Raw genomic sequence first — 24035 nt, 5'->3', positions numbered from 1 at the left:
GAATGTGATAAAATAACATGACGCAAGAACACCCCGCCGATCCGCTTTGCGCTTTTGCGCAGCACGACCATGCCCATTGCGCAGGCGAGGTGTTGGCGCGCGCCAGTGCAGAGGCTGAGCGGCGCGGGCTGCGCTTTACCCCGGTGCGCAAGCGCGCGCTGGAAATCTTGCTGGAGGCGCATCGTGCCATGGGCGCCTATGAGGTGCTGGATCGCTTGGCCGCCGAGGGGTTTGGCAATCAGCCGCCGGTAGCCTATCGCGCGTTGGAATTTCTGGTGGAGGCGGGGCTGGCACATCGGGTGCAGCGGCTCAACGCCTTTGCCGCCTGCATGCATCCGGGCGAGGCACATGCACCGGTCTTCCTGATTTGTCGCGATTGCGACACCGTGGCCGAGGCGGGGGCCGCACCGTTGCGCATGGCGCTGGATCAGGTGGCAGGCGATCTTGGCTTTTCGGTCGAACGCGCCAGTTTCGAGGCGCTGGGATTGTGCCCGGCTTGCCGCGCCAAGGCCGCGGAAAACACGGCGGAGGCGCAGCCTTGACCCCCCTGATTTCGGCAGAAAATCTGTCCGTGCGCCATGGCGAGGCGACGGTGCTGGGCGGCGTGCAATTCGCCATCGAAAAAGGCGAGATCGTCACCGTGGTGGGGCCCAATGGCTCGGGCAAATCCACGCTGATCCGGGCGTTGATCGGGCTTGAACCGGCGGCGACCGGGTCGGTGATGCGCAAGCCCGGTCTGGTGATCGGCTATGTGCCGCAAAAGTTGCATATCGATGCCGGCTTGCCAATGACGGTGCGCCGGTTCCTGTCCTTGCCGCGCCGGGTCAGCGATGCGCGGGCCGAGGCCGCATTGGCGCGCACCGGCGTGCCGGGGCTGGGCCAGCGGCAATTGGCGCGGCTTTCGGGCGGGCAGTTTCAGCGGGTCTTGCTGGCGCGCGCGCTGTTGGCCAAGCCCGATATCTTGATCCTTGACGAGCCGACGCAAGGGCTCGATCAGCCCGGCACGGCGGCCTTTTACCGGCTGATCGAAGAGGTCCGGGCCGAAACCGGGGCAGCGGTGCTGATGGTCAGCCACGATCTGCATGTGGTGATGTCGGCCTCGGACCGGGTGATTTGTCTCAATGGCCATGTTTGCTGCCAGGGCACGCCCAAGGTCGTGTCGGCGGCGCCGGAATATCGCGCCCTTTTCGGTCTGGGCACCGGCGGGGCTTTTGCGCTTTACCAGCATATGCATGACCATGATCACGAGGCGGACGAGGGGCATGGCCATGACCATGGCGCCCCGCATATCGCGCATGCGCATGACCAACATAGCCACGGCCCGGGGTGCAACCACGACCATGCTTGACGATTTTCTGATCCGCGCGGCGCTGGCCGGTATCGGTTTGACGCTGGCGACCGGGCCTTTGGGCTCTTTCGTGGTCTGGCGGCGCATGGCCTATTTTGGCGATGCCACATCCCATGCCGCGATTTTGGGCGTGGCGCTGGCCTTTGGCGCGGGGCTGCCGCTTTACGCGGGCACGCTGGTCGTTGCTTTGGCGATGGCGCTGACGGTGGCCTCCTTGGCCGGGCGCGGCCATGCGATGGATACGGTCTTGGGGGTATTGGCGCATTCCGCGTTGGCCTTCGGGCTGGTTGCCGCCTCGTTCATTCCGGCCTTGCGGGTCGACCTGACGGCCTTTCTGTTTGGCGATATTTTGGCCGTCAGCCGGAGCGATCTGGCGGTGATCTGGGGCGGCGCGGCCTTGGTTGCGGGGCTTTTGGCATGGCGCTGGCAGGGGCTTTTGACCGCCACGGTGAACGAAGAACTGGCGCAAGCGTCGGGGCAAAGCCCGCGCCATGCCCGGCTGGTGCTGACGGTGGCGCTGGCGCTGACTGTGGCGGTGGCCATCAAGATCGTCGGTGCGCTGCTCATCGCGGCGCTGTTGATCGTTCCGGCCGCCACTGCGCGGCAACTGGCCCGCGGGCCCGAGACGATGGCCTTGGCGGCCACCGGGATTGGCGCGGCGGCGGTGCTGGGGGGCTTGCAAGCCTCGCTCCATTTCGACACGCCCGCAGGCCCGTCGATCGTGGCTGTGGCGGCAGTGATGTTCGTTTTGTCGCTGATCATACGGCGCCGCGGCTAGCGGCGCGGGGCTTCGGGCTGTTTGCGCGCGGATATCGGCACATCTTTTGACGCCACGGGCGCGACCTGGACCGGGGCTTTCTTGATGCAGATGCGCTTGGGGCCAAAGCCCGGACTTCACAGCTTCGCGACAGGCCCGACAGCGCCCATGCCGCGCCGTGCAGCCCTTACAGATGGCCCTCTTTTCCGGCTTGGCGATGCCCGATCATCGAAAGCCGGTGACGCCCCAGCAACCGGGCAATAACTTCCTGAAATGGTGCCGTTTTTCGCCTTTTGCGACGCGAGTGGGCCGGGCGGCGGGGCGAGACAAAACCGCCCCTTGGCGGGTTTTCCCAAGACGGGTGCAAAACCGCAACACTTCCCTTGCCCCACATGGGGCGGCCCCTGTTTTTCCCTTTGCATTTACCAGCGCATGTGCTTTCCTCGCGGTGATGCTGCCGGGCTTGGCGGCTTTCTACAGCAATGACGGAGAATTATCATGAAAAAGATCGCTACCATCGCTCTGGTTGCCAGCCTTTCGGCTTCCACCGCTTTCGCCGGCGGCTACAGCGCCCCGGTCGTTGACGCGACCCCGGTCGTCGCCGAAACCTCGTCGTCGAACGCCGGCATCCTGATCCCGGCCATGCTGCTCGTCGGCATCGCCGTCGCGGCCTCGTCGAACTAATCTTTCGCCCGTTTCGGGCAAAGATCAAGACCGGAAAGCGCAAGCTTTCCGGTCTTTTGTTTGGGCAAATGTCTGCGATGCTAATGCGAAAGGCCCGGCCGAAATGTGGCCGGTCCTTTGCTGTTTGTTTGGGGCCGAACGGTTTAGTTGCGCAGCGTCTGAATGGTCAGATAGCCCAGATGCTGGCCGATCCATTGCCGCGAGGACAGGATCTCGCCCCCGTCCGAGACGATATAGCTTGCGTCAAAGGCAAAGCCGTGACCTTCGCACCGCGCGGCCATCTGCAAGCCGGAAAAGTCGATATCGGCAAAGCTGTAGCTTACCGCCTCACCAAGGATCACGGTGCAGGTCAGTGGCAACGGGCGTTCGATCCCCAGCCCGTCGAGGTAGCGCAATTCGATTGCCGCCTGACCGGGGCTGCGCGCGCGCAGCTTGGCCGAAAGCGCGCTGGTATCGGCAGACATAAGGTCATGGCCAAAGCCGCGGGTGCCGACCAAAAGCCCGTTGCGGGTGATCACCGCCTGCCCCGAGGGTGACAGCCAAGTGCGCATCGTGCCGTTCTGGCCGCGCTGCGCGAAGATAGAGGTGGATTTGTTCGTTTCCAGCGTGGCGATCAGCACCGGTCCGGGGTTGGAGGCCATGCCGCTGCGGGCAATCGCCTCTGCATCCAAGGCGGGGCCGGCTTTTGCGGCGGCGCGCTTGGCGCGCAATTTGCCGAACAATTCGCTCATCGCTTGGCGACCGGTTTCAAGCTGTGTCGTATCGTTGCCGCAGCCCACCAGCGCCAAGGCCAGCGCAGCGGCGACCAACGCCGCACGAGGCCTGCGTTTCATCGCCAGAACCTTCCCCATTGATCGTAAAGCGTCCCCATCTGCGCCGCATCGACGGTTTCATAAAGCCGCCCCTCGACATCCAGCCGGGCCCCGCCATCGCGCTGCAAGGAGCGGATCGTGGTCGACAGCGTGTTGACCGAGGGTTTGCCCGTGGTCCAGACCACCGGGATCGAGATGCGGATCCCCTTGTCAAACGAGCCTTCGCCAAATTCGGCATTCGACATATCGGTGAAAGTGGCAAAAGCTCCCACTTTCCAGCCGTTTTCAAAGGTCCGGTCCAGCGCGACGGTCGCGCCCCAATCCTTGGCCAAATAGCGGCCGACATCCAACGCGCCGACATAGCCGCCGCCAAAATCGTAATAGGCGGAGGCATGCCCGGTGGCGACCGAATAATCTTGGAAGCCGAAATGCTGGTCAAAGTCGCGTTGCTTGACCCAGTTCGCCTCGACCCCAAGCGCCAGCCGACTGTCGACGGGCTTCCACAAAAGCTCGCCCGAAACGCCGCCATACATCCGTTCCAGATAGCCGACCGTCACCCGCGAATACAGGTTGCGGCCCGGTTGGGCATACCAAGCCAATTGCAGGTTCCGCAGCGCCAGATCGCCATGCTTTTGATATTCGGCCAAGTCAGAGCGCACATGCTGGGCAATCGAATCCGACACCCGAGTGCTGTCATCCAGATTGCCCACGAGCTTTTGGCGCACGGCGCCCGACACGATCAGCCCCGGCGCAATCTCGAACCGGCCTGCAAGCTGCGCGCCCAGATCCACGCGGAACGGATTGTCCGGGTCGAAGATCGAGGCTTCGGCATAGGGCGTCAGGCTCCAGCGAAAGCGCGGATAAAGCCCTGCCGTGGGCACCAAAGCGGCCTCTGCATCGGCTTCGGTGATCGTGGTCGTGGCCAGAATTTCCGCAGCGGCGGTGTTTTCCAGCCGCTCCAGATCCGAACGGCGGAAGGTCACGGAAGAAACCGCCATGCCCTTGCGCATCGAGGTGACGGTGATCGTTTCCACCGAAGGGGGCAGGGCGCGGGTTGCCGCGCGGGCCACATGGCCGAGCGCTTGCGGCTGGGCGGCATAGGTTTCGTTGCGCACGCGCAATTCGGCGCGCGTGGCGCTGAGCGCCATCGATTCAAGGATTTGCCCGTCCTTGGCCAGCGCATCGGCCAGTGCGCCCTGAATCGCGGGCTGTGCGGTCGGATCGGCGCTCCATGCGCCCGACCAGCCGGCAATATCGGCGCCGCGCGGCGGGCGCGGGCGCACTGGCAGCGGTGCGCGTTCGATCCCCGAGGGGAAGGGCGGCGCTTTCGGGTTGATCGCGCGCGAGAATTGAAAGCCCACCTTGTCGCCATGCAGCACGAACAGTTGCAGCTTCGACACGTCGTTGAGCGCGTAATCCACCCCGAAGTTCATCGAACTGCGGCGGGTCCAATCGCCCAAGGTGGTTTCTTGCGCATAGGCATCCGAGGAATATTCCGCCTTCAGCGTCACCCGGTCGTTCATCGCCCAAGCCAGCCCAAAGAACGGTGCGACATCGCCCCGGAACCATGTCTTGCCGTTCAACTGCCCGCCGTTGGAGCCGTAATCATATGCCGGGCGGTCGCCCATGGAAGCGATCGAGCCAAAGGAGCCTAGCCGCCCCCAGCCAAGCCCGCCGCTGAGCCGCAGCCGCTCGCCAAAGGTCTTGGTGGCGACGATATATTCCGAGGAATAGACGCCGGTGCCGATGAAATCGTTCAGACCGATGGCGAGGGCGGGGCGGTAGCGTCCCTCTTCCAGAAATTGCCACCGGATATCGAACGAGCGATCGAAAAGCGCCTCATAGGCGCCGGTGGGCAGGCCGGTGATGTCATCTTCGACCGGGTTGAGCCCCGGCACGCGCGAATAGCGAAAGGCGCCGGTCAGCTGCGGCGCGATCTGAAAGGTCAGCGTGTTGCGGAACGTGCCATCGCCCATGCCTGTGACGGAAAAGCCAAGCTCGCCATCGGGGCGCACCTCGGCGGTGGGCAGGTCAACCAGACCCGGCATGCCATAGGTGTTGCGGCTCCACCCGGTCAGCGGTTCCGCCAAAACAGGCGCGGCGACGGCAAGCGCCGAGGCGCCAAGAAGCACGGCCCGAAGGCGGTTACGGGCCGTCACGGGCCGGGTCGGGTGGGCAAAAAACACGCGGTCCTCCGAAGTCTTTGGGCCGTTATACCCAATTTCACCGCAGAGACGAGATGAAACACGTCACAGCAAGCCAGTTTTGGCCCGCCATGGCAGGAAAACACCAGTTCAAAATCCCGGCGGCGCACAACCGCCGCCGGGTTGGGCAAGCGGGCGCGCTTAGAGGCAGGCTGCGAACAGCGCGCGGGTATTTTCGCGCGTCATTTCAATCGGGTTGCCGCCGCAGGACGGGTCTTCCAGCGCCATTTCGGTGAGCATATCGAGGTCTTCCTCTTTCACGCCCATCTCGGTGAGCGTTTGGGGGATGCTCAGTTCCTTGCGCAGCGCCACAATGGCGGCGCGGAAGCCGTCAAACCCGCCGTCAATGCCAAGATAGGCGGCGGCTTTTTCGATCCGCGCCTCAATCGCCGAACGGTTGTAATCCAGCACCATCGGCATCACGCAGGCATTGGTGGTGCCGTGGTGCGTGCCATAAACCGCGCCCACGGGGTGGGAGAGCGAATGGATCGCACCCAGACCCTTTTGGAAGGCCACCGCCCCCATTGCCGCCGCGCTCATCATATGCGCGCGGCCTTCAAGGTCGGTCGGTGTGGCATAGACCTTGGGCAGGTTTTCAAACACAAGCCGCATCCCTTCAAGCGCAATGCCTTGGCTCATCGGGTGATAATGCGGGCTGCAATAGGCCTCAAGGCAATGCGCCAGCGCATCCATGCCAGTGCCCGCGGTGATGAACGCGGGCATGCCCACGGTCAGTTCCGGGTCGCAAATGGTGATGGCGGGCATCAGCTTCGGGTGGAAGATGATCTTTTTCTTATGCGTGTCGGAATTGGTCAAAACGCCCGCGCGGCCCACTTCGGAGCCCGTGCCCGCCGTGGTGGGCACTGCTATGATCGGGGCGATTTTTTCGCCATCGGCACGGGTCCACCAATCGCCGATATCTTCCAATTCCCACACGCTGAGCGTTTCAGGCTGATCTGCCATCAGCGCGATCATTTTGCCAAGATCCAGCGCCGAGCCACCGCCAAAGCAGACAACGCCATCATGCCCGCCCGCTTTGTAAACGGCAATGCCGTCTTTCATATTGGCTTCGGTCGGGTTCGGGTCCACCTCGCAAAACATCGCGCGGCCAAGGCCCGCTTTGGCCAGCACATCCAGCGCATCCGCCGTGATCGGCAGGCTCGACAGCGCCTTGTCGGTCACCAAAAGCGGCTTGGTCATGCCCACGGCCTTGCAATGCTCGGCCAATTCCTTGATCCGCCCGGGGCCGAATTTGATCGGCGTGGGATAGCCCCAGTTCATGCTCGGAACGCTCATTTCGTCACCTTCTTGAGATGGTAGGATTTTGGCCGTGTGACCGAGTAATAGCCAAGCGCCGACAGGGCCGTGCCGCGCCCGGTGTCTTTGCAGCCGGTCCAGCACAAAGCCGGGTCAAGGTAGTCGCAGCGGTTCATGAAGACGGTGCCGGTCTCGATCCGCGCGCCAATTTCGGCGGCTTTGTCGGGATCGGCAGTCCAGATCGAGCAGGTCAGCCCATAGGGGCTGTCGTTCATCGCGGCGATGGCTTCTTCATCGTCTTTTACCGACATGATGCCGACCACGGGGCCAAAGCTTTCTTCGCGCATCACCCGCATTTCGTGGTTCACATTCACCAAAATCTGCGGGGCGAGGTAAGCGCCGCCGTCATCGGCCGGGAAAAGCGCCGGGTCAATGAGCGCCTCTGCACCTTCGGCCACGGCCTCAGCGATTTGTTCGCGCACGATATGGGCAAAGCGCTTGTTCGCCATCGGGCCAAGCGTGCTTTCGGGTTCAAACGGGTTGCCCAGTTTGAGATTTTTCACCCAAGCCACGGCCTTTTCAACAAAGGCGTCATACAGGCTTTCGTGCACATAGATCCGCTCAATCCCGCAGCAGCATTGGCCCGCGTTGAACATTGCGCCATCCATCAGGCCATCGACCGCGGCATCAAGATCGGCGTCGGCCATCACATAGCCCGGGTCTTTGCCGCCCAGCTCCAGCCCCACAGCGGTAAAGGTGCCCGCCGCCGCGCGCTCGATCGTGGCGCCGCCATTCACCGAGCCGGTGAAGTTGATGAAGTTGAACGCACGCTGGCCGATCAGCGCTTCGGTCACGTCATGGGTCAGATAGACGTTTTGGAACACATCTTCGGGCACGCCCGCCGCGTGGAAGGCCTCAGCCAGCCGTTCGCCCACCAGCATGGTTTGCGTGGCGTGTTTCAGCACGACCGTATTGCCCGCAATCAACGCCGGGGCGAGCGTGTTGATCGTGGTCAGATAGGGGTAGTTCCACGGCGCAATGATGAACACCACGCCCACCGGCTCGCGCGCCAGATAGCGGCGGAAATTGGCGCTGTCTTCCACCACTTTGGGGGCCAGCGTTTCGGCGGCGATCTCGGCCATGTAATTGGCGCGGTCATTCACGCCGCCAAATTCACCGCCAAAGCGGGTGGGGCGGCCCATTTGCCACGCCAGTTCTTCAACCACGCGGTCTTTCATCTCGTTGAGCTTGGCCACACCGGCTTGCACCAGCGCGATGCGCTCTTCCAGCGGGCGCGCGGCCCATGCGGGCTGCGCAGCGCGGGCGCGTGCGGCCATTTCTTCTGCATCGGGCAGGCTTAGGGCCGGCCGCTCGGCATAGACCCGCCCATCCACCGGCGAGATACACTGGATCATCTTCGTCATGTCGACCTTCCTCTCGTGGCCCCTTCGGCCCCGTAAAACTGTTTTGTTAGGCGCGTTCAAACCCGCGCTGGCGTTCCCAATCGGTCACGACGCGCTGGCTTTCTTCGATTTCCCACTGCGCGGCGCGGACATAATGCGCCACCACCTCTTCGCCGAAGGTGCGTTTGAGGAAATCCGAATTTTCCAGCGCTTCGGCGGCCTCGGTCAGGGTTTTGGGCACTTCGGGCGCTTCGGCATGATAAAGATCGCCCGAAATCGGCGCGCCCGGATCAAGCTTGTTTACGACGCCTTCAAGCCCCGCCGCCAACAGCGCCGCACACGCCAAATAGGGGTTCAGATCGGCGCCGCCGATGCGGCATTCGACGCGCACGCCCTTGGTGCCCTCGCCGCAGATCCGGTAGCCTGCGGTGCGATTGTCCAGCGACCAGACGGCTTTCGTCGGCGCAAACAACCCGACACAGAAGCGCTTGTAGCTGTTCACATAAGGCGCCAAGAAATAGCTGATATCGCGCGAAAATTCTAGCTGACCGGCAAGAAAATGGCGCATCAACGCGCTCATCCCATATTCGGCTTCGGGGTCGTAGAACGCATTCGCGCCGTCTTGCCACAAAGATTGGTGCACGTGGCTTGACGAGCCCGCCTTGTCGGTATGGTATTTCGCCATGAAGGTGGCCGAGGCGCCGTGTTGCTGGGCGATTTCCTTCACCCCTTGCTTGATCAGCGTGTGCATATCGGCGGTATCAAGCGCGTGCGAATATTTCGCGTTGATCTCTTCTTGGCCGCATTCGGCCTCGCCCTTCGAACATTCGACCGGAATGCCCGCGCCATAAAGGAAATTGCGGATGTCGCGCATGATCGGCTCGTCACGTGCGGTGCCCATCAGCGAATAATCGACATTGTAACGCGCCATCGGGGTGGGGATCGGATAGCCCGCGTCAAACAGATCGGGATAGCTTTGCTCGAACAAGAAAAACTCAAGCTCGGTCGCCATCATCACGTCAAAGCCCATCGCCTTGGCGCGGTCGATCTGGCGCTTTAGCACCGAACGCGGCGCATGCGGCACGGGATCATGGGTGTGATGGTCCAGCACATCGCACATCACCAGCGCCGTACCATCCACCCACGGGATGCGGCGCAGCGTGTCAAGATCAGGCTTCATGACATAATCGCCATAGCCGCGCCGCCAGCTAGAGGCTTCATAGCCCTCCACCGTGACCATCTCCATATCGGTGGCCAGCAGATAGTTGCAGCAATGGGTTTCTTCCCAAGCGCTGTCGATGAAATGCTGCGCATGGAAGCGTTTGCCCTGCAACCGGCCCTGCATGTCGCAAATGCAGGCGATCACCGTGTCGATCTCGCCGCTGGCAACGGCTGTTTTCAGCGTCTCGAAGGTCAGGTTTGCGGGCATGATTTCCTCCACTAGTGGCGCGGTTGTCCCGCCGCGCGCAGGCCGTTGGGGCTTGGGCCGGGGCAGTCCCCGGCCCGAACCGATTAGCTGCGGTAAGGCGCGCCAGCCTTCACCATCGTGTCGTTATATTTGCGGATGATCTCGACGACCTTGGCCTTCAGCGGGCTTTCGGCGGCGATTTCATCCCAGAATTTATGCGCGGCCTCTTCGAGCTTGGCATAATCTTCCGGCGGCAGCGAGGTCAGCTTCATATCCTCGCCTTCGACGCGCAGCTTGGCTTCGCCCGCCCAATACCACCATTGGCGGCGATAATGCGATTGGTCGAAGCAGGTTTGCAAAAGCTGCTGCAGGTGGGCGGGAACGGCGTTCCAGCGCTCCATATTCGCGAAGAAGTGGCCAATCCAAGCGCCCGAGATGTTGTTGGTCAGGAAGTAGGGCGCCACTTTCGACCAGCCCGAGGTGTAATCTTCGGTGATGCCCGACCACGCAAGGCCATCAAGCTCGCCGGTTTGCAACGCAACTTCCACATCTTCCCACGGGATCGTCACCGGAATGACGCCGAATTGCGCGAGGAAGCGCCCGGCGGTTGGGAAGGTGAAGACGCGTTTGCCGCGCAGATCCTCAAGCGAGTTGACCGGCTCTTTCATATTGAAATGGCACGGGTCCCACGACCCCGCCGAGATGTGCTTGATGCCCACCTTGGCGTATTCTTCTTCCCAGATTTCCTTCAACCCCCAGGAATTGAAAAGCGCAGGCACATCGAGCGAATAGCGCAGCGCAAAGGGATAATAGCCGCCAAACACCGTCACCTCGGTGGGAGAGGCCATAGAGTCATCATCCGATTGCACGGCATCGATGGTGCCGTTTTGCATGGCGCGGAACAATTCGCCCGTCGGCACCAACTGGTCCGAGGTGTAAAGCTCGATCTCCATTTGGCCATTGGCGATGGTGTTGAACGCCTCGATCGCGGGTTTCACCACCTCTTCGGCCAGCGCCGGGCCTGCATAGGTTTGCAGCCGCCATTTGATCGTGTCTTGCGCGCGCGCCGGGGCGGCAAGCCCTGCGGCGGCGGCGGCACCCACGGCACCGGTGGTCAGAAACTTCCGTCTCGTCGTCGTCATTTCTCTCTCCTTGTTGTGGGATGCCCCATTCGGGGTCGTTGTTCGTCAGCGCCCCAGAACCGTTTGCGGCAGCCAAAGCGCAATTTGCGGAAACACCATGATCAAAACCAAGGTCAGAACCATCACCAACACGAAAGGCAGCACCGAGCGATAGATCACGGGCAGCGTAAAATCGGGGGGCGCCAGCGCCTTCATCAAGAACAGGTTATAGCCGAAGGGCGGCGTCAGATAGGCGATTTGGCAGGTGATGGTATAAAGCACGCCATACCAGATCAGATCGAAGCCAAGCGCTTTGGCCAGCCCCACGAAAACCGGGGCGACGATCACCAGCATCGCGGTATCGTCCAAGAACATGCCAAGCACCAGAAAGCTGAGCTGCATCAGCACCAAGATCATCCAAGGCGCGAGCCCCAGATCCGAGGTGAAGAAGGTCTGGATCGCGCGGCCCGCGCCCAAGCCATCGAACACCGCGCCAAAGGACAGCGCCGCCGTGATGATCAGCATGAACATCACCGTGATATGCAGCGTTTGCTTGGTGGCGGTTTCGAAGACGCGCCAAGTCAGGCGGCGCTTGAGGGCGGCGACCAAAACCGTGGCACCAACGCCCACGACCGAGGCCTCGGTCAGGCTGGCCCAGCCGTTGATGAAGGGCACCATCATCGCGGCAAAGATGAAAACCGGCAAAAGCCCTGCGCGCAGAAGCTTGTATTTCTCGGCCCGCGGGATGCTGGCGCGTTCCTCGGCGCTCATGCGCGGGGCCAGCTTCGGGTTCAGCCAAGTGCGGATGGTGATATAGGCGATGAACATCACCGCCATCAAAAGCCCCGGCCCAATGCCCGCCAGCCACAGGTTGGAAACGGGCTGGCGTGCAATCAGTGCAAACAGCACCAGCACGACCGAGGGCGGGATCAAAATGCCAAGGCTGGAGCCCGCCTGAATGACGCCCGAAATCATCAGCTTGTCATAGTTGCGCCGCACCAGTTCGGGCAGCGCGATCGTGGCCCCAATCGCCATGCCCGCGACCGACAGCCCGTTCATCGCCGAAATCAGCACCATCAACAAAATCGTGCCAATGGCGAGCCCACCCGGCAGCGGGCCGAACCAGACGTGAAACATCCGATACAGGTCTTCGGCCAAGCGGCTTTCGCTCATCACATAGCCCATGAAAACGAACATCGGCAGCGTCAGCAGCGGGGTCCATTTCATCAGCTTCATCACGGCGGAAAAGCCCATATCGGTGCCGCCCGGCCCCCAAAGCGTCAGCGCCGCAATCACCGCAACAAAGCCAATCGCGCCAAAGACGCGCTGCCCGGTGAGCATCATCAGCATCAGCGAGGAAAACATCAAAAGGGCGATGGTATTGTGATCCATCAGATCTTCTCCCCGCGCAAAGTGGCAATGTCGCGGATCAGAAGTGCTGTGGCTTGCAGCAGCATCAAAGCGAAACTGAAGGTGATGATGGTCTTAAGCGGCCAAAGCACCGGCCGCCACGCGGTCGGGTTTCGCTCGTTGTAAGTGTAGGAATAAACGGTGCTGTCAAACGCGCCATAAAGCATGATGGCCAGATAGGTCATCAAGAAGAAGACCGTCAGCGCATCGGTCAGCGCTTTGCCCTTGTGAGAAAAGCGCGCATAGATCAGATCCATGCGCACGTTCACCTCGGATTGCATGGTCCACGGCGCGCCCAGCATGTAATAGGCGACCAGCGTGAACTGCGCCATTTCCAGCGTCCACAGCGCGGGGATATGGGCGAATTTGGTGATCATCGACCAGACCATGATCCCCATCATCACAAACAGCAGATACATGGCGATGCGGCCAAGCTTGCGGTTCACCGCCTCGACGGCATGGACATAGGCGACAAGAAAGCGCGGCATCACACGACCTCCAGCGGTTTGTCGAGGCGGGCCAGCGCGGCCAGCAGAACCGGGGCCAGACGCGCGGCCATGGCCGCTTGTGCGAGCGCATCGGCGATCAGGTCATTGCGCAATTCGAGCATCACATTGCGCAGCCCCATCGGCGTGGCGTGCAGCGCCAGCGTATGGGTCACCTCATCTGCGGCACTATAGGGATCATTCAGCCGCGCATCGAGCGGGGTTTGCGCGCGCGCCTCTTCCAGCACGGCGCAGGCAAGGCTCGGGTCTGCATCATGGATGATGCCCAATTCGACCGCGCGCGGGCGGCCATGATAGACCGGCGTAAAAGAATGCACTGTGACAAGGATAGGGCGCTGCCCCAGTGCCAGCTTTTCGGCCAAAAGTGTGCGCAATTGCGCATGAAATGGCAGATAAAGCGCTTGTGTGCGCGTCAGGCGCTGGGCCGGGTCCAGCGCGGCATTGCCGGGAATGTCAAAGATTTCGGAGCGCGCGGGCATCGCGCCGGGCGACTGCGGCGGGCGGTTGAGGTCATAGATCAGCCGCGAGGTGGTGGCGCGCACCAAGGGGGCGTCGAGCCGTTCGGCCAAGCCGCGCGCCAGCCCCAGCGCGCCCGGGTCCCACGCCACATGCGCCGATTGCACCTCGCTGCTGAGGCCCAGATCGCCCCATGGCGCGGGAAAGGCATTCACCGCATGTTCGCAAACGAAAACAAACGGCCCCTGAGCCGCGCGTCTTTCGATGACGACCGCGCCTTGCAGCTGATCTTCCACCCGTCGCTCCCCGTGCTCCGCGTCGATTCTTCGATCTCCTCTTGCAGGCTTGACCGGGGCGCGGAAACTGTCAACATCATTTCAGGCGGAATATTTCTGTTACAATCTGTTCGGCGGTGCGGCATGGCTCGCGCAGCAAGGAGTGCCCATTTTGGCGGCAATGAAACGAACCATCGAAGAAGAATTGCGCGCGGCGATCGCCACGATGACGCGGGCCGAGCGACAATTGGCCAGTCACATCCTGCGCCAATATCCGCTGGCGCTTTTGGGCTCGGTGACGCAGCTGGCGCGCGGGGCTGACGTTAGCTCGCCCACCGTGGTGCGGCTGGCCCAAAAAATGGGCTATGGCGGCTATGCGGGGCTGCAAGCGGCGGTGCGCGATGAACTCGAATCGCGCCTTGTCGGCCCTTTGGCCAAGCATGATCTTTGGGCCGCGCAAGCGCCCGAGGGGCATGTGCTGAACCGTTTCGCCGATGCGGTGATGGCCAATCTTCATACCACGCTGTCGCAGATCGAACAGGCCGATTTCGATGCGGCGGCAGCGTTGTTGGCCGATCCGGCGCGCAAGATTTTTGCCACCGGGGGCCGGATCACGCTGGCGATGGCGGAATATTTCGTCGCCCATATGAAGGTGATCCGCCCGGATGTGGAACTGTTGATGCCGGTGTCAAACGCCTGGCCGCCCGCGCTTTTGGAGATTGGGCAGGGCGATGTTTTGCTGGTTTTTGACATTCGCCGCTATGAAAACGCCGTTTTACAACTGGTGGAAATGGCCGCTGAACAGGGGGCGGAGGTGATCTTAATCACCGATCCTTGGGTCAGCCCCGCCGCCGCGCATGCGCGCATTCGTCTGTCCGCGCAGGTGGAGGTGCCAAGCGCGTGGGATAGCACCGTGGCGATCCAGTTGATCGTGGAAACCTTGATGGCCGCCGTGCAGGCGCTGACATGGGAGACCACATCGGCAAGGATGCAGCGGCTTGAAGAGCTTTATGAGCGTGCGCGTTTCTTTCGGGGCCGGAAATAAGCGCGCTTCGGGCGCCCCCGCGTCGCAGACGGGACAGGGGGGCGCAGCGGCGCAAAGCTATGCGCAAATGGGCGCGTGTGAAATCGTGCAAGGGGCGCCGGGATCGTTCAGCGCGGTGCTGACCGATTGGTCGAAACCCGAACGCGCCGGGCGGTTGTTGCGGTTCGATGCCGGGCCCGAGGGGGGCTAGCTTGTCTGAGATCAATGGTTCGATACGGCGCCCGCAGCGGCTTTGATTGACGGGCAATTTTACCCGATGGTGCTGAGCCAAATCGGTAAAATGACCACCGCGCAGCCCTATGTGGTGACCGGCAGTTGCACGCTAAGCGCCGATCACCAAAAGATCCGCCGTATCCAGCCCCAGCGCGACCGTCTCGCCCACTTTGGGCGGGGCGACCCGCGTGGTGTTGAACGTGTCAAAGGCGATCGGCTGCCCCGCCAGATCGGCGCGCAGCCGGATCACTGATCCCAGAAAATCCACATCCTTGATCGTGGCGCGAAGCTGCGGGCCCGTTGCCGCGCTAAGCCGGATCGCTTCGGGGCGCAGGCCCAGCGTGACGGTGGGGCCCGCAGGCAAGGGGGCGGGCAGGGTGATTTCGGTCCCGCCAAGCGTCACCTTGCCAGCCGCCGCATCCAGCACTTTGGCTTCCAGCGTGTTCAGCGTGCCGACAAAGCCCGCCACAAACCGGGTCGCGGGGCGGTTGTAGATGTCAAAGGGCGTGCCGACCTGATCGGCAATGCCTTCATGCATCACCACCACCCGGTCCGACATCGAGAGCGCCTCTTCTTGGTCATGGGTGACAAAAATCGTGGTGATGCCCAATTCGCGCTGAATTTGGCGGATTTCATTGCGCAGGCTGACCCGCACCTTGGCATCCAGCGCGGAAAGCGGCTCATCCAGAAGCAGCACCGAGGGTTTGGGGGCAAGCGCACGCGCCAAGGCCACCCGCTGCTGCTGCCCGCCCGAAAGTTGGAACGGGTAGCGGTTGCCAAGGTCGGAAAGGCCAATCAGCGATAGCATTTCCGCCACCCGCGGCTTGATCGAGGCCTTGGGCGCGCCTTGCACCTTCAGCCCAAAACCCACGTTTTGCGCGACCGTCAGGTTGGGAAACAGCGCATAGGCCTGAAACACCATGCCGATATTGCGCTGGTTGGGTTTGAGCCGGGTCACGTCCCGCCCCTCGATCGTGATGCCGCCGGCGGTGGGCAGTTCAAACCCCGCCACCATGCGCAAAACCGTGGTCTTGCCGCAGCCAGAGGGCCCCAAAAGCGAGATGAACTCGCCTTGGTCCACGGTCAGGTTGAAATCCTTCACCACCCGCGCCGGGCCGAAGCTTTTTTCCAGATGCGATAGCGTGAGATAGCTCATCGGGCGGCCTTGTCGTGTTTGGTGAGCCGGGTCACGAGCTGAATCAGCCCCATACAGGCCCAAGTGATGATGAAAGCGATGGTGGATAGGGCAAAGGGCTCATAGGCCTTGTTCGCGCCCATAAGCTGCAAATAGGGGCCAAAGGCGGGCCGGTCCAAAAGCGCGGCAAGCGTGAATTCCCCCATCACGATGGCAAAGGTGACGAACGCGCCGGAAAGCACCGCCACCAAAACATTTGGCATGATGATTTTCGCCAAGATCGTGAACCAGCCCGCGCCGAGCGATTGCGCGGCCTCGGTCAGCGTGGCCACATCAATCGTGCGCAGCCCGGTGTCGATGGCGCGATACATATAAGGCAGGCTCAGCATCGAATAGCCAAAGAGCAGCAACAGGTTGGTGCCGGTGACAGAGCCGGTCATCGGCAACCAGCTAGAGGTGTTGTAAAGCCGGATATAGCCAAAGACGACGACGATGGCAGGGATCACCAGCGGCAATAGCGTGACGAATTCCACATAGGGGCGCAGCCCCGGCAGCTTGAGCCGCACCCAAAACGCCGTGGGCACCACCAAAAGCACGCCAAAGAGGATCGTCAGCACCGCCATCATCACCGAGTAAGAGAAGGTCTGGCGAAATTGCGGATCGGCAAAAACAACGCGATACGCTTCGAAACTATAGATACCGCGTTTCATCGAAAGCGAGAATTCGACCATGCCCACCAGCGGCAGGATGAAATAGATCATGCCGACCAGAAGGATCGACCAAGCGGCGGCGCGTTTCATTTGAGCCACCTTTCTGAGCGCATCCGCAGCACGATATAAAGCACATTGGCCAGCGCTGTTACCAAGATCATGCCAAAGGCCATCGCATAGCCCAGATGTGGGTTGCCCAGCACATCGCCGCGAATTTGCGCAAACAGCATGATCGGCACGATGTTAAGGCTTGACCCCGTCAGCGCAATGGCCGTGGCCACAGCCCCGAACGCATTGGCAAACAAAAGCGCGAAGGTGCCCAAAATGTTGGGGGCCAAGATCGGCAGCGCCACTTGCGTCCAGTATTGCGTGGCCGAAGCGCCCAAACATTGCGCGGCTTCACGCCATTCGCGTTTCAGCCCATCCAGCGCGGGGGTGATGATCAAGATCATCAAGGGGATCTGAAAGAAGATATAGGTGATCGTCAGGCCCCAGAAACTAAGGATATTGAACCCCATCGCGCGCAGGTTGATGCCAAATTCGGTGCGCAGCCACATGGTGACCAAACCCAGCGGGCCAAGGGTTGCCAAAAACGCAAAGGCGAGCGGCACGCCTGCAAAGTTCGACGCCACGCCCGAAAAGGTCAGTAGGGGCGAGCGTATGAACCGCGGCAAACCGCCCAGCACCATTGCCGCGGCCATCAAAAAGCCGATCAAAGACCCCAAAGCCGAAGAGGCGAGCGAGATTTTGATCGACACCCAATAGCTGGACAAGATCGTCGGCGTGAACAGCCCAAAGATATTTTCCAGCGTGAAGCTGCCATCGGCGCGCTGAAACGCGCCGATCACGATCTTCATCGTTGGCGCAATCAAAAACAGCGCGACAAAGGCGGCAAAAGGCAAAATGCCGATCCAGGCGAGGTTGAGCCTGCGGCGCGGGCGCGGGGGCGGCGGGGGATGCTCTGTCACGCTTGGGGTCCATTTGGTCAAAAGCCGCCCCCGGCGCGGGCCAGGGGCGGTGATGGGGCAGGGGCCCCGGTTTATTGGACGTTGGCGCCCACGACCGCATCCCAGCCTGCGGTCACGGCGTCTTTATTGGCGCCTTGCTCATCCAGCGTCGGGAAATAGGCCTTGGCATAGGCTTCCGCTGGGGGCAGCGCGTCGATCAGCTCTTGCGGGATCACGCCCGCTTCGGCCATCGCGTTGAAGCGCGCCGGGTGGCAATAACCTTTGAGCCAGAGGTTTTGGCCTTCATCCGAATAAAGATATTCCATCCAGAGTTTCGCGGCATTCGGATGCGGCGCATGGGCGGAAATCGCCTGAACATAGACCCCCGCCAAAACGCCCGAGTCGGGCACGACCACATCGACCGGCGGGTTGCCCGCCAGCGTGTCGCGCGCGGCCAAGGCGTTATAGTCCCACATCACCACGATGGGGGTGGCCCCCTGCGCCAGCGTGCCCGCCTTGCCGATGACCGGCACGAAATTGCCGTTCGCGTTCATTTCCTTGAAGTATTCAAGGCCCTTTTCGCCGGCTTCTTGCCCCGCTGCCCCGCCCGCAGCCATGCCCGCCGCCAGCACCGACAAGATCGCTTGGTTCGAGGCGCGCGGGTCACCGGCCAGCGCCACTTGGCCCACGTAATCGGGCTTGAGCAGGTCGCCCCAATCGGTGGGCGTGTCCATCACAAGGTCTTTGTTCACCATGAAGGACATCACGCCATAATAATCGGCATACCAATAGCCATCGGCATCTTTCACCGATGCGGGGATATCGTCCCACGTGGCCACTTTATAGGGCTGCAACAGGCCTTCTTCCTTGGCTTGCGGGCCAAAGGACAGACCCACATCGATCACATCGGGGGCTTGCGGGCCGGTGTTGCCGACGTTCGCGCGGATCGCTTCCAGCTCATCGGCCGAGCCCGCATCGGGGTTCAACTCGTTCACTTCGATATCGGGATATTTCTCTTTGAAGCCCGCGATCACCTCGCCGTAGCCACACCAGCTGTGCGGCAGCGCAATGGTGGTCAGCATGCCTTCTTCTTTCGCGGCCGCCTCCAGCGCGGCCATATCTTCGGCCTGCACCAGCGCGGTCGAGGCCAGAAGCGCAGCAGCCCCGGCAAGCAAGTGGATCGGTTTCATTTTCAGTCTCCCCGTTGGACGGTTGGGCCCACAATGGGCACCAGCCAGCACCTAGGCGCGTTCCATGACAGTCTTGCAACGTGCGCGCGCCTGCGGTGGCCGGATTTTACCGACCGGGAAAGATTTGTCCGAAACCTAGCGCATTGCAACAATTCTGTTACCTGCCCGTCACTTTGGCGGAGGGGGCGCGCGAAGGGGCTGGATTTTGTGCAGAGCTGTGCCATCCTGTCGCAAGGGAGACAGGAGGAAAATCAATGCCAGAGATCAAAGCCGATTTTGACGGCCAGACGGTGATTTGCACCTTTGAGATGACACCGGCCACGGCCACCGAATTGATGGAACATCTGAAAGCGGCCTATGCGGAATGCATCAGCAAGGCCGATGGGTTTTTAGGGGCGGGGCTGCATATGAACGATGCCCAGACCCGCATCGCCACCTATTCCAAGTGGGAAAAGCGCGGCGATTACCAAGCGATGCTGCGCAGCCCCGAAATGATTGCGCGCAACAAGGTGATCAACACCCTGTGCCGGGGGTTTGAGCCGGTGATGTATGAGGTGGCGGCAGATTTCTGACGCCAGCCGGGGATCGGGATGGGGATCGGCGCGCCGGTCACGTCATTGAGGTGGCGGCCTGCTGTTGCAGCGCGCGCAGCAGTGCCAGCGCCGCCTTGCGATCGCGCCTGCGCCGGATATGCGCCACGCAGGCCGCTGCCGCCCCGCTCGACCGCGCGACCGCATCAAGCACGGGCGCGTCAAACAGGCTTGGATCGGCGGGATCGGGGGGCAGCCGGTCGGCGGGCTGAAGGCCGGGGGCGTTAAGATGCGCGCAATAGGCGGCAACGGCACGGGCGCGCTCATCCTCGGTCAGTTCGGGCATCGCGGGTTTGACAGGATTCACGAACCGCGACCCCAAAGTGGGGCTTTGCATGGTCTTGTCCTCCTCCGAAACAAGACAACCCTAGCAGAAAAAAGGGTGATTTTCGAAGTCTATCCAGCCGATGGGGGCGGCGCCAGAGCCGACCGCCCTCTGGAGCGTCCGCAGTGTTGGGCGCGGGCTTAGCGATGGGGGATGTGGTCGCGCTCTTTCGTCTTTAAGACCTCTTCCATGGTCTTCAGCAGATCGCGCGCGGCCTTGACCTGACGCGCGATTTTAAGGCGTTCGACCCAATCGGCCCGCTTTGGGTCCTTGGCCAGAATGCGCTTGAAGAGCGGGTCATCATAGAAAAGCGGATCATCATAAAACAGCGGGTCATCATAGCCCTGCAGGGTCGGCTCGGGCAGATGCGCGCCATCCGGCAAGGCCAGTTCAAGATATTCGAGTTTCTTGTGCATGCTGTCGCGCCAGTGCGCGATCTCACTGCGCGGAGCCCCTTCTAGCAGGCCGCGCAACCAGTCCCGGTGGTTTTCGGTCGGTTGTTTCATTTGAAAACTCCTTGGTCAAAACACCCCGACCATACACCGAAAACGTGTAATTTTGTAGGTTTTTAAGCTTATGCGCGAGAGTTTTGCGCTAGCGCTTCTTGGGCCGTTTCACGCCGCCGCGTTGTCCCGGGCGCCCTGCGGTGGAGCGCCCCTTGGCCTTGGTGGCAGCCTCGACCGCGTCATCCACCGCGGATTGCCGCGCCAGCGGGTCATCGGCCACGGCCAGTTCCACCGCTTCCAATCGTTTGACCTCATCGCGCAGCCGGGCCGCTTCTTCAAACTCAAGGTTCTCGGCGGCTTTGCGCATTTGCGCCCGCAGCCCTTCCAGATGCGCGGCCAGGTTGGCCCCGGCTTGCACTTTGTCAACTTTTGCGGTGACGCGCGACATATCGGTATCGCCCTGCCACAGGCCCGCCAGCACATCGTCCACATTCTTGCGCACGGTTTGCGGCGTGATCCCATGCGCTTGGTTATACGCGATCTGCTTTTCGCGGCGCCGGTTCGTTTCATCCAGCGCGCGCTGCATCGATCCGGTGATTTTGTCGGCATACATGATCACCCGGCCATCGGCATTGCGCGCCGCCCGGCCAATGGTTTGGATCAGCGAGGTTTCCGAGCGCAAGAACCCCTCTTTATCCGCATCCAAAATGGCCACCAGCCCGCATTCGGGAATATCGAGCCCTTCGCGCAAAAGGTTGATGCCAATCAGCACGTCAAAGGCGCCCAGCCGCAGATCGCGCAAAATCTCGATCCGCTCGATCGTGTCGATATCCGAATGCATGTAGCGCACGCGAATGCCTTGTTCGTGCAGATATTCGGTCAGATCCTCGGCCATGCGCTTGGTCAGCGTGGTGCACAAAACACGCAAGCCCTTGGCGGCGACCTTGCGGATTTCGTCCAGCAGATCGTCCACCTGCGTTTCGACCGGTCGGATCTCGACCTCCGGGTCCAAAAGTCCGGTGGGGCGGATGACTTGTTCGGTGAACACACCGCCGGTTTGCTCCATCTCCCAAGCCGCGGGGGTGGCCGAGACAAAGACCGATTGCGGGCGCATCGCATCCCATTCCTCGAATTTCAGCGGCCGGTTGTCCATGCAAGAGGGCAGGCGGAACCCGTGTTCGGCCAGCGTGAATTTGCGCCGGTAGTCGCCCCGATACATGCCGCCGATTTGCGGCACGGTGACGTGGGATTCATCGGCAAAGACAATCGCGTTATCGGGGATGAATTCAAACAGCGTGGGCGGCGGCTCGCCGGGGTTGCGGCCCGTCAGGTAGCGCGAATAATTCTCGATCCCCGAACAGACGCCGGTGGCCTCCAGCATCTCCAGGTCGAAATTGGTGCGCTGTTCGAGCCGCTGCGCCTCCAGCAGTTTGCCCTCGTCATTCAGCTGCTTGAGCCGCTGCGCAAGTTCTGCCCGGATCGATTTCGTCGCCTGTTGCAGGGTCGGGCGCGGGGTCACGTAGTGGCTGTTTGCATAGATGCGGATCTGTTCGAAACTGTCCGTCTTTGCCCCGGTAAGCGGATCGAATTCGGTAATCGCTTCAAGCTCTTCGCCAAAGAAGCTAAAGCGCCAGGCGCGGTCTTCAAGGTGCGCGGGCCACAGATCGACCGTGTCCCCCTTGACCCGGAAGGCCCCGCGCTGAAAGGCGGCATCAAGGCGTTTGTATTGCTGTGCTACCAGATCGGCCAGAAATTTGCGCTGGTCGTAAAGTTCGCCCAGTTTCAAATCGAGCGTCATCGCCGAATAGGTCTCGACCGAGCCGATCCCGTAGATGCACGAGACCGAGGCCACGATGATCACGTCATCGCGTTCCAAAAGCGCCCGGGTGGCCGAGTGGCGCATCCGGTCGATCTGTTCGTTGATCATCGATTCCTTCTCGATATAGGTATCGGTCCGCGCGACATAGGCCTCGGGCTGGTAATAATCGTAATAGGATACGAAATATTCGACCGCGTTATCGGGAAAGAAGCTTTTGAATTCGCCGTATAATTGCGCGGCCAAGGTCTTGTTGGGCGCCAAGATGATGGCGGGGCGCTGGGTTTCTTCGATCACCTTGGCCATGGTGTAGGTTTTGCCGGTGCCGGTTGCCCCCAAAAGCACCTGATCGCGCTCGCCCGCCAGCACTGCCGCCGAAAGTTCCGCAATCGCGGTCGGCTGATCCCCCGCAGGGGCAAAATCGGTCGCCATGACAAAGCGTTTGCCGCCCTCCAGCTTGGGGCGGGTCAGCACGTCGGGGCGCGGCACGGGCTGGTCGGTGGTGTTATGCGGCATTGCGGGCTCCTGAGGCAGGCCTCAATGTCGGTCCCTTTTCGTTCTCTTTCAAGGCCTTGTGGAAAGTGTTGCGGAAAGGTTAAGGTAAATGCTCCAATTTTTCATGCATATCAATGGCTTGCGCGGCATTTCTGCTTGCGATTTCCGGGCGGGTTTCGCATGGTGGCCGGGCAAGCAGCATAGGCTACCGGCCGGGGCACCACCCCACCCCTCGCTCCCCAGACCCGGCCGGTAGCAACCCTTCCCGTAGCTTTGACCCTGTTCGCCTGCCGATTTCGGCACACAGCGGTATGCAAGGCTTGCGCTTTTGGCCTGAAGCGCTAGAAACAAAAGGTCAGCAGAGAGGTTCCCCATGCGCGCACGTATCTATCAACCTGCCCGCAACGCGATGCAGTCCGGCCAAGCCAAGACCCGGCTGTGGTATCTGGATTTCCTGCCGTCTGAGGGGCGCGATATCGACCCGCTGATGGGCTGGACCGGCTCGGGCGATATGCAAAGCCAGGTGCGGTTGAAATTCGAAAGCCGCGAGGCCGCAGAGCAATATGCCAAGAGCCACGGGATCGACTACACCGTGACCGGGGCCCACAAACGGGCGGTGAACATTCGCCCGATGGGCTATGGCGAGAATTTCCAACCCAATCGCCGGGCGAACTGGACCCACTGAGCCTTGTAGAGCTAACCTGAGTTTTTCCCAACGAAGGCTAAGTTTTTCCCGAGGTCTATATATATAGGGCGCCCGATGGGCGCCTTTTCTATATGTTGACTTGCGGGGGCGTTCGTTATGCTAGGATGACCTCGGAGATACAAAGGCAGCGCCATGGCCGGAAAACCGCTCAACAAAACCAATCTGATGGCACTCGGCGCCGAGGCTCTGGCCGATCTTCTCCTTGAGACAGTGAAGGGGGATGCCGCGCGGCAACGTCGGGTGCGCATGGCGTTGGCCGCCGATGACGGACCCGAGGCCGTGGCCGCCGATATCCGCAAGCGCTTTGCCGCGATCCGGCGGGCCCAAAGTTTCCTCAACCGTCCCGCACAGAAAAAGCTCGCGCAGGAGTTGACCGGGGTTATCGAGCTGATCACAACCCGCATCGCGCCCACTGCGCCGTCTTTGGCCTTTGATCTGCTCTGGGCGCAGCTGCATCTCGCTGAAGGTATCCATGCGCGCACCGATGACAGCTGGGGCAGCATTGGTGACACGATGCGCGCCGCAATGGAGGCCATTGGCGAGATCGCCCCGCAGCTGACGCTCAGCGCAGAGACCTTGGCCGAGCAAATCCTTGAGGCCACGGTCGCAGATGGTTACGGCGCCTTTGATCACGCGATTGACGTTCTTGCGCCGGCGCTTGGCCCGGACGGGCTTGCCGCGCTGAAGGGAAAGGCGACTGCGGCTTTTGACGCGCCGATCTCTGCCGCGGACCTCGCCCAGCACGACTATGTCCGCCACTCGGAGCGCGAAAGCCG

The 24035-nt window shown here is 61.7% G+C and carries 24 protein-coding genes and 1 pseudogene; 9 read left to right on the top strand and 16 right to left on the bottom strand.

Features of this window, described 5'->3' with window-relative positions; all coding sequences use genetic code 11:
- Positions 1-17 precede the first annotated feature (17 nt).
- The 4 genes from CKO11_RS05355 (at position 18) to CKO11_RS05340 (ending at position 2789) form a co-directional block, all read left to right on the top strand.
- Positions 18-542 (top strand): Fur family transcriptional regulator, encoded by a 525-nt coding sequence (locus CKO11_RS05355; protein ID WP_223633898.1) that lies wholly within the window; start codon positions 18-20, stop codon positions 540-542.
- A complete protein-coding gene (locus CKO11_RS05350; protein ID WP_223633895.1) occupies positions 539-1348 on the top strand; it encodes a metal ABC transporter ATP-binding protein in 810 nt (269 codons plus the stop codon). Before CKO11_RS05355 ends, CKO11_RS05350 begins: the two co-directional genes overlap by 4 nt.
- Positions 1341-2126 carry a metal ABC transporter permease gene (locus CKO11_RS05345; protein WP_223633886.1) on the top strand — a complete coding sequence of 262 codons (786 nt, stop codon included), beginning with the start codon at positions 1341-1343 and terminating at the stop codon, positions 2124-2126. The genes CKO11_RS05350 and CKO11_RS05345 overlap by 8 nt, the downstream gene beginning before the upstream one ends.
- Before the next feature lie 477 nt (positions 2127-2603).
- Positions 2604-2789, top strand: coding sequence for a hypothetical protein (locus CKO11_RS05340; protein WP_223633883.1), 186 nt, complete (start codon positions 2604-2606; stop codon positions 2787-2789).
- Positions 2790-2932: 143 nt separating this feature from the next.
- Here CKO11_RS05340 and CKO11_RS05335 read toward each other — a convergent pair whose 3' ends face one another.
- From CKO11_RS05335 to CKO11_RS05295, 9 genes are all read right to left on the bottom strand, one after another.
- Positions 2933-3622 (bottom strand): YjbF family lipoprotein, encoded by a 690-nt coding sequence (locus CKO11_RS05335; RefSeq protein WP_223633879.1) that lies wholly within the window; start codon positions 3620-3622, stop codon positions 2933-2935.
- On the bottom strand, positions 3619-5787 hold the full coding sequence (locus tag CKO11_RS05330) for a YjbH domain-containing protein (RefSeq protein WP_223633860.1): 2169 nt from the start codon (positions 5785-5787) through the stop codon (positions 3619-3621). The genes CKO11_RS05335 and CKO11_RS05330 overlap by 4 nt, the downstream gene beginning before the upstream one ends.
- 159 nt (positions 5788-5946) lie before the next feature.
- On the bottom strand, positions 5947-7101 hold the full coding sequence (locus tag CKO11_RS05325; protein ID WP_223633857.1) for an iron-containing alcohol dehydrogenase: 1155 nt from the start codon (positions 7099-7101) through the stop codon (positions 5947-5949).
- Complete coding sequence (locus tag CKO11_RS05320; RefSeq protein WP_223633853.1) at positions 7098-8486, bottom strand: aldehyde dehydrogenase family protein; 1389 nt, start codon at positions 8484-8486, stop codon at positions 7098-7100. The genes CKO11_RS05325 and CKO11_RS05320 overlap by 4 nt, the downstream gene beginning before the upstream one ends.
- 46 nt (positions 8487-8532) lie before the next feature.
- Positions 8533-9894 (bottom strand): glutamine synthetase family protein, encoded by a 1362-nt coding sequence (locus CKO11_RS05315; RefSeq protein WP_223633851.1) that lies wholly within the window; start codon positions 9892-9894, stop codon positions 8533-8535.
- Positions 9895-9977: 83 nt separating this feature from the next.
- Entirely contained in the window at positions 9978-11015 is a 1038-nt protein-coding gene (locus tag CKO11_RS05310; protein WP_223633848.1) for a TRAP transporter substrate-binding protein, read from the bottom strand.
- Between the two features lie 45 nt (positions 11016-11060).
- Entirely contained in the window at positions 11061-12386 is a 1326-nt protein-coding gene (locus CKO11_RS05305; RefSeq protein WP_223633837.1) for a TRAP transporter large permease subunit, read from the bottom strand.
- Positions 12386-12892 (bottom strand): TRAP transporter small permease subunit, encoded by a 507-nt coding sequence (locus CKO11_RS05300; RefSeq protein WP_223633834.1) that lies wholly within the window; start codon positions 12890-12892, stop codon positions 12386-12388. The genes CKO11_RS05305 and CKO11_RS05300 overlap by 1 nt, the downstream gene beginning before the upstream one ends.
- A complete protein-coding gene (locus CKO11_RS05295) occupies positions 12892-13662 on the bottom strand; it encodes an N-formylglutamate amidohydrolase (protein ID WP_223633832.1) in 771 nt (256 codons plus the stop codon). Before CKO11_RS05295 ends, CKO11_RS05300 begins: the two co-directional genes overlap by 1 nt.
- A 160-nt stretch (positions 13663-13822) precedes the next feature.
- Between CKO11_RS05295 and CKO11_RS05290 the strand changes: the two genes are divergently transcribed.
- Entirely contained in the window at positions 13823-14686 is an 864-nt protein-coding gene (locus CKO11_RS05290; protein WP_223633829.1) for a MurR/RpiR family transcriptional regulator, read from the top strand.
- Positions 14652-14876, top strand: a complete 225-nt coding sequence (locus CKO11_RS05285; protein ID WP_223633827.1) for a hypothetical protein — start codon at positions 14652-14654, stop codon at positions 14874-14876. The genes CKO11_RS05290 and CKO11_RS05285 overlap by 35 nt, the downstream gene beginning before the upstream one ends.
- Before the next feature lie 132 nt (positions 14877-15008).
- Here CKO11_RS05285 and CKO11_RS05280 read toward each other — a convergent pair whose 3' ends face one another.
- The 4 genes from CKO11_RS05280 to CKO11_RS05265 form a co-directional block, all read right to left on the bottom strand.
- On the bottom strand, positions 15009-16055 hold the full coding sequence (locus tag CKO11_RS05280; protein ID WP_223633824.1) for an ABC transporter ATP-binding protein: 1047 nt from the start codon (positions 16053-16055) through the stop codon (positions 15009-15011).
- Positions 16052-16834 (bottom strand): ABC transporter permease, encoded by a 783-nt coding sequence (locus CKO11_RS05275; RefSeq protein WP_223633822.1) that lies wholly within the window; start codon positions 16832-16834, stop codon positions 16052-16054. Before CKO11_RS05275 ends, CKO11_RS05280 begins: the two co-directional genes overlap by 4 nt.
- Positions 16831-17712 (bottom strand): ABC transporter permease, encoded by an 882-nt coding sequence (locus CKO11_RS05270; RefSeq protein WP_223633812.1) that lies wholly within the window; start codon positions 17710-17712, stop codon positions 16831-16833. The genes CKO11_RS05275 and CKO11_RS05270 overlap by 4 nt, the downstream gene beginning before the upstream one ends.
- 71 nt (positions 17713-17783) lie before the next feature.
- Positions 17784-18881, bottom strand: coding sequence for an ABC transporter substrate-binding protein (locus CKO11_RS05265; RefSeq protein ID WP_223633809.1), 1098 nt, complete (start codon positions 18879-18881; stop codon positions 17784-17786).
- 254 nt (positions 18882-19135) lie between these two features.
- On the opposite strand from CKO11_RS05265, the gene CKO11_RS05260 reads away from it, so the two are divergent.
- On the top strand, positions 19136-19453 hold the full coding sequence (locus tag CKO11_RS05260; RefSeq protein ID WP_223633806.1) for an antibiotic biosynthesis monooxygenase family protein: 318 nt from the start codon (positions 19136-19138) through the stop codon (positions 19451-19453).
- Between the two features lie 37 nt (positions 19454-19490).
- On the opposite strand, the gene CKO11_RS05255 is transcribed toward CKO11_RS05260, so the two are convergent.
- The 3 genes from CKO11_RS05255 to uvrB all read right to left on the bottom strand — a co-directional run bounded on the left by CKO11_RS05255 (position 19491) and on the right by uvrB (position 22574).
- The gene (locus CKO11_RS05255) at positions 19491-19808 is read right to left on the bottom strand and encodes a hypothetical protein (protein ID WP_223633803.1); all 318 of its coding nucleotides are present in this window, start codon (positions 19806-19808) and stop codon (positions 19491-19493) included.
- Positions 19809-19936: 128 nt separating this feature from the next.
- Complete coding sequence (locus tag CKO11_RS05250; protein WP_223633800.1) at positions 19937-20302, bottom strand: hypothetical protein; 366 nt, start codon at positions 20300-20302, stop codon at positions 19937-19939.
- A gap of 88 nt (positions 20303-20390) precedes the next feature.
- Complete coding sequence (gene uvrB / locus CKO11_RS05245; RefSeq protein WP_223633797.1) at positions 20391-22574, bottom strand: excinuclease ABC subunit UvrB; 2184 nt, start codon at positions 22572-22574, stop codon at positions 20391-20393.
- 352 nt (positions 22575-22926) lie between these two features.
- Between uvrB and CKO11_RS05240 the strand changes: the two genes are divergently transcribed.
- Complete coding sequence (locus CKO11_RS05240) at positions 22927-23238, top strand: ETC complex I subunit (RefSeq protein WP_223633795.1); 312 nt, start codon at positions 22927-22929, stop codon at positions 23236-23238.
- Positions 23239-23391: 153 nt separating this feature from the next.
- Positions 23392-24033: pseudogene (locus tag CKO11_RS17610) on the top strand (DUF6880 family protein); the annotation flags it as partial.
- Positions 24034-24035: the final 2 nt, after the last annotated feature.

This window comes from Rhodobacter sp. TJ_12, assembly GCF_020023995.1.
Taxonomy (GTDB): Bacteria; Pseudomonadota; Alphaproteobacteria; order Rhodobacterales; family Rhodobacteraceae; genus Rhodobacter.
Note: the sequence above shows the minus strand (reverse complement) of the source record. Positions and strands in the feature narration are given on the sequence as shown.

Bases quoted from the DNA above. Each gene is read 5' to 3' on its own strand.
- CKO11_RS05355 (WP_223633898.1), top strand. From the start codon at position 18: ATGACGCAAGAACACCCCGCCGATCCGCTTTGCGCTTTTGCGCAGCAC.
- CKO11_RS05345 (WP_223633886.1), top strand. From the start codon at position 1,341: ATGCTTGACGATTTTCTGATCCGCGCGGCGCTGGCCGGTATCGGTTTG.
- CKO11_RS05340 (WP_223633883.1), top strand. From the start codon at position 2,604: ATGAAAAAGATCGCTACCATCGCTCTGGTTGCCAGCCTTTCGGCTTCC.
- CKO11_RS05335 (WP_223633879.1), bottom strand. From the start codon at position 3,622: ATGAAACGCAGGCCTCGTGCGGCGTTGGTCGCCGCTGCGCTGGCCTTG.
- CKO11_RS05325 (WP_223633857.1), bottom strand. From the start codon at position 7,101: ATGAGCGTTCCGAGCATGAACTGGGGCTATCCCACGCCGATCAAATTC.
- CKO11_RS05320 (WP_223633853.1), bottom strand. From the start codon at position 8,486: ATGACGAAGATGATCCAGTGTATCTCGCCGGTGGATGGGCGGGTCTAT.
- CKO11_RS05315 (WP_223633851.1), bottom strand. From the start codon at position 9,894: ATGCCCGCAAACCTGACCTTCGAGACGCTGAAAACAGCCGTTGCCAGC.
- CKO11_RS05310 (WP_223633848.1), bottom strand. From the start codon at position 11,015: ATGACGACGACGAGACGGAAGTTTCTGACCACCGGTGCCGTGGGTGCC.
- CKO11_RS05305 (WP_223633837.1), bottom strand. From the start codon at position 12,386: ATGGATCACAATACCATCGCCCTTTTGATGTTTTCCTCGCTGATGCTG.
- CKO11_RS05300 (WP_223633834.1), bottom strand. From the start codon at position 12,892: ATGCCGCGCTTTCTTGTCGCCTATGTCCATGCCGTCGAGGCGGTGAAC.
- CKO11_RS05290 (WP_223633829.1), top strand. From the start codon at position 13,823: ATGAAACGAACCATCGAAGAAGAATTGCGCGCGGCGATCGCCACGATG.
- CKO11_RS05285 (WP_223633827.1), top strand. From the start codon at position 14,652: ATGAGCGTGCGCGTTTCTTTCGGGGCCGGAAATAAGCGCGCTTCGGGC.
- CKO11_RS05280 (WP_223633824.1), bottom strand. From the start codon at position 16,055: ATGAGCTATCTCACGCTATCGCATCTGGAAAAAAGCTTCGGCCCGGCG.
- CKO11_RS05275 (WP_223633822.1), bottom strand. From the start codon at position 16,834: ATGAAACGCGCCGCCGCTTGGTCGATCCTTCTGGTCGGCATGATCTAT.
- CKO11_RS05265 (WP_223633809.1), bottom strand. From the start codon at position 18,881: ATGAAACCGATCCACTTGCTTGCCGGGGCTGCTGCGCTTCTGGCCTCG.
- CKO11_RS05260 (WP_223633806.1), top strand. From the start codon at position 19,136: ATGCCAGAGATCAAAGCCGATTTTGACGGCCAGACGGTGATTTGCACC.
- CKO11_RS05255 (WP_223633803.1), bottom strand. From the start codon at position 19,808: ATGCAAAGCCCCACTTTGGGGTCGCGGTTCGTGAATCCTGTCAAACCC.
- CKO11_RS05250 (WP_223633800.1), bottom strand. From the start codon at position 20,302: ATGAAACAACCGACCGAAAACCACCGGGACTGGTTGCGCGGCCTGCTA.
- uvrB (WP_223633797.1), bottom strand. From the start codon at position 22,574: ATGCCGCATAACACCACCGACCAGCCCGTGCCGCGCCCCGACGTGCTG.
- CKO11_RS05240 (WP_223633795.1), top strand. From the start codon at position 22,927: ATGCGCGCACGTATCTATCAACCTGCCCGCAACGCGATGCAGTCCGGC.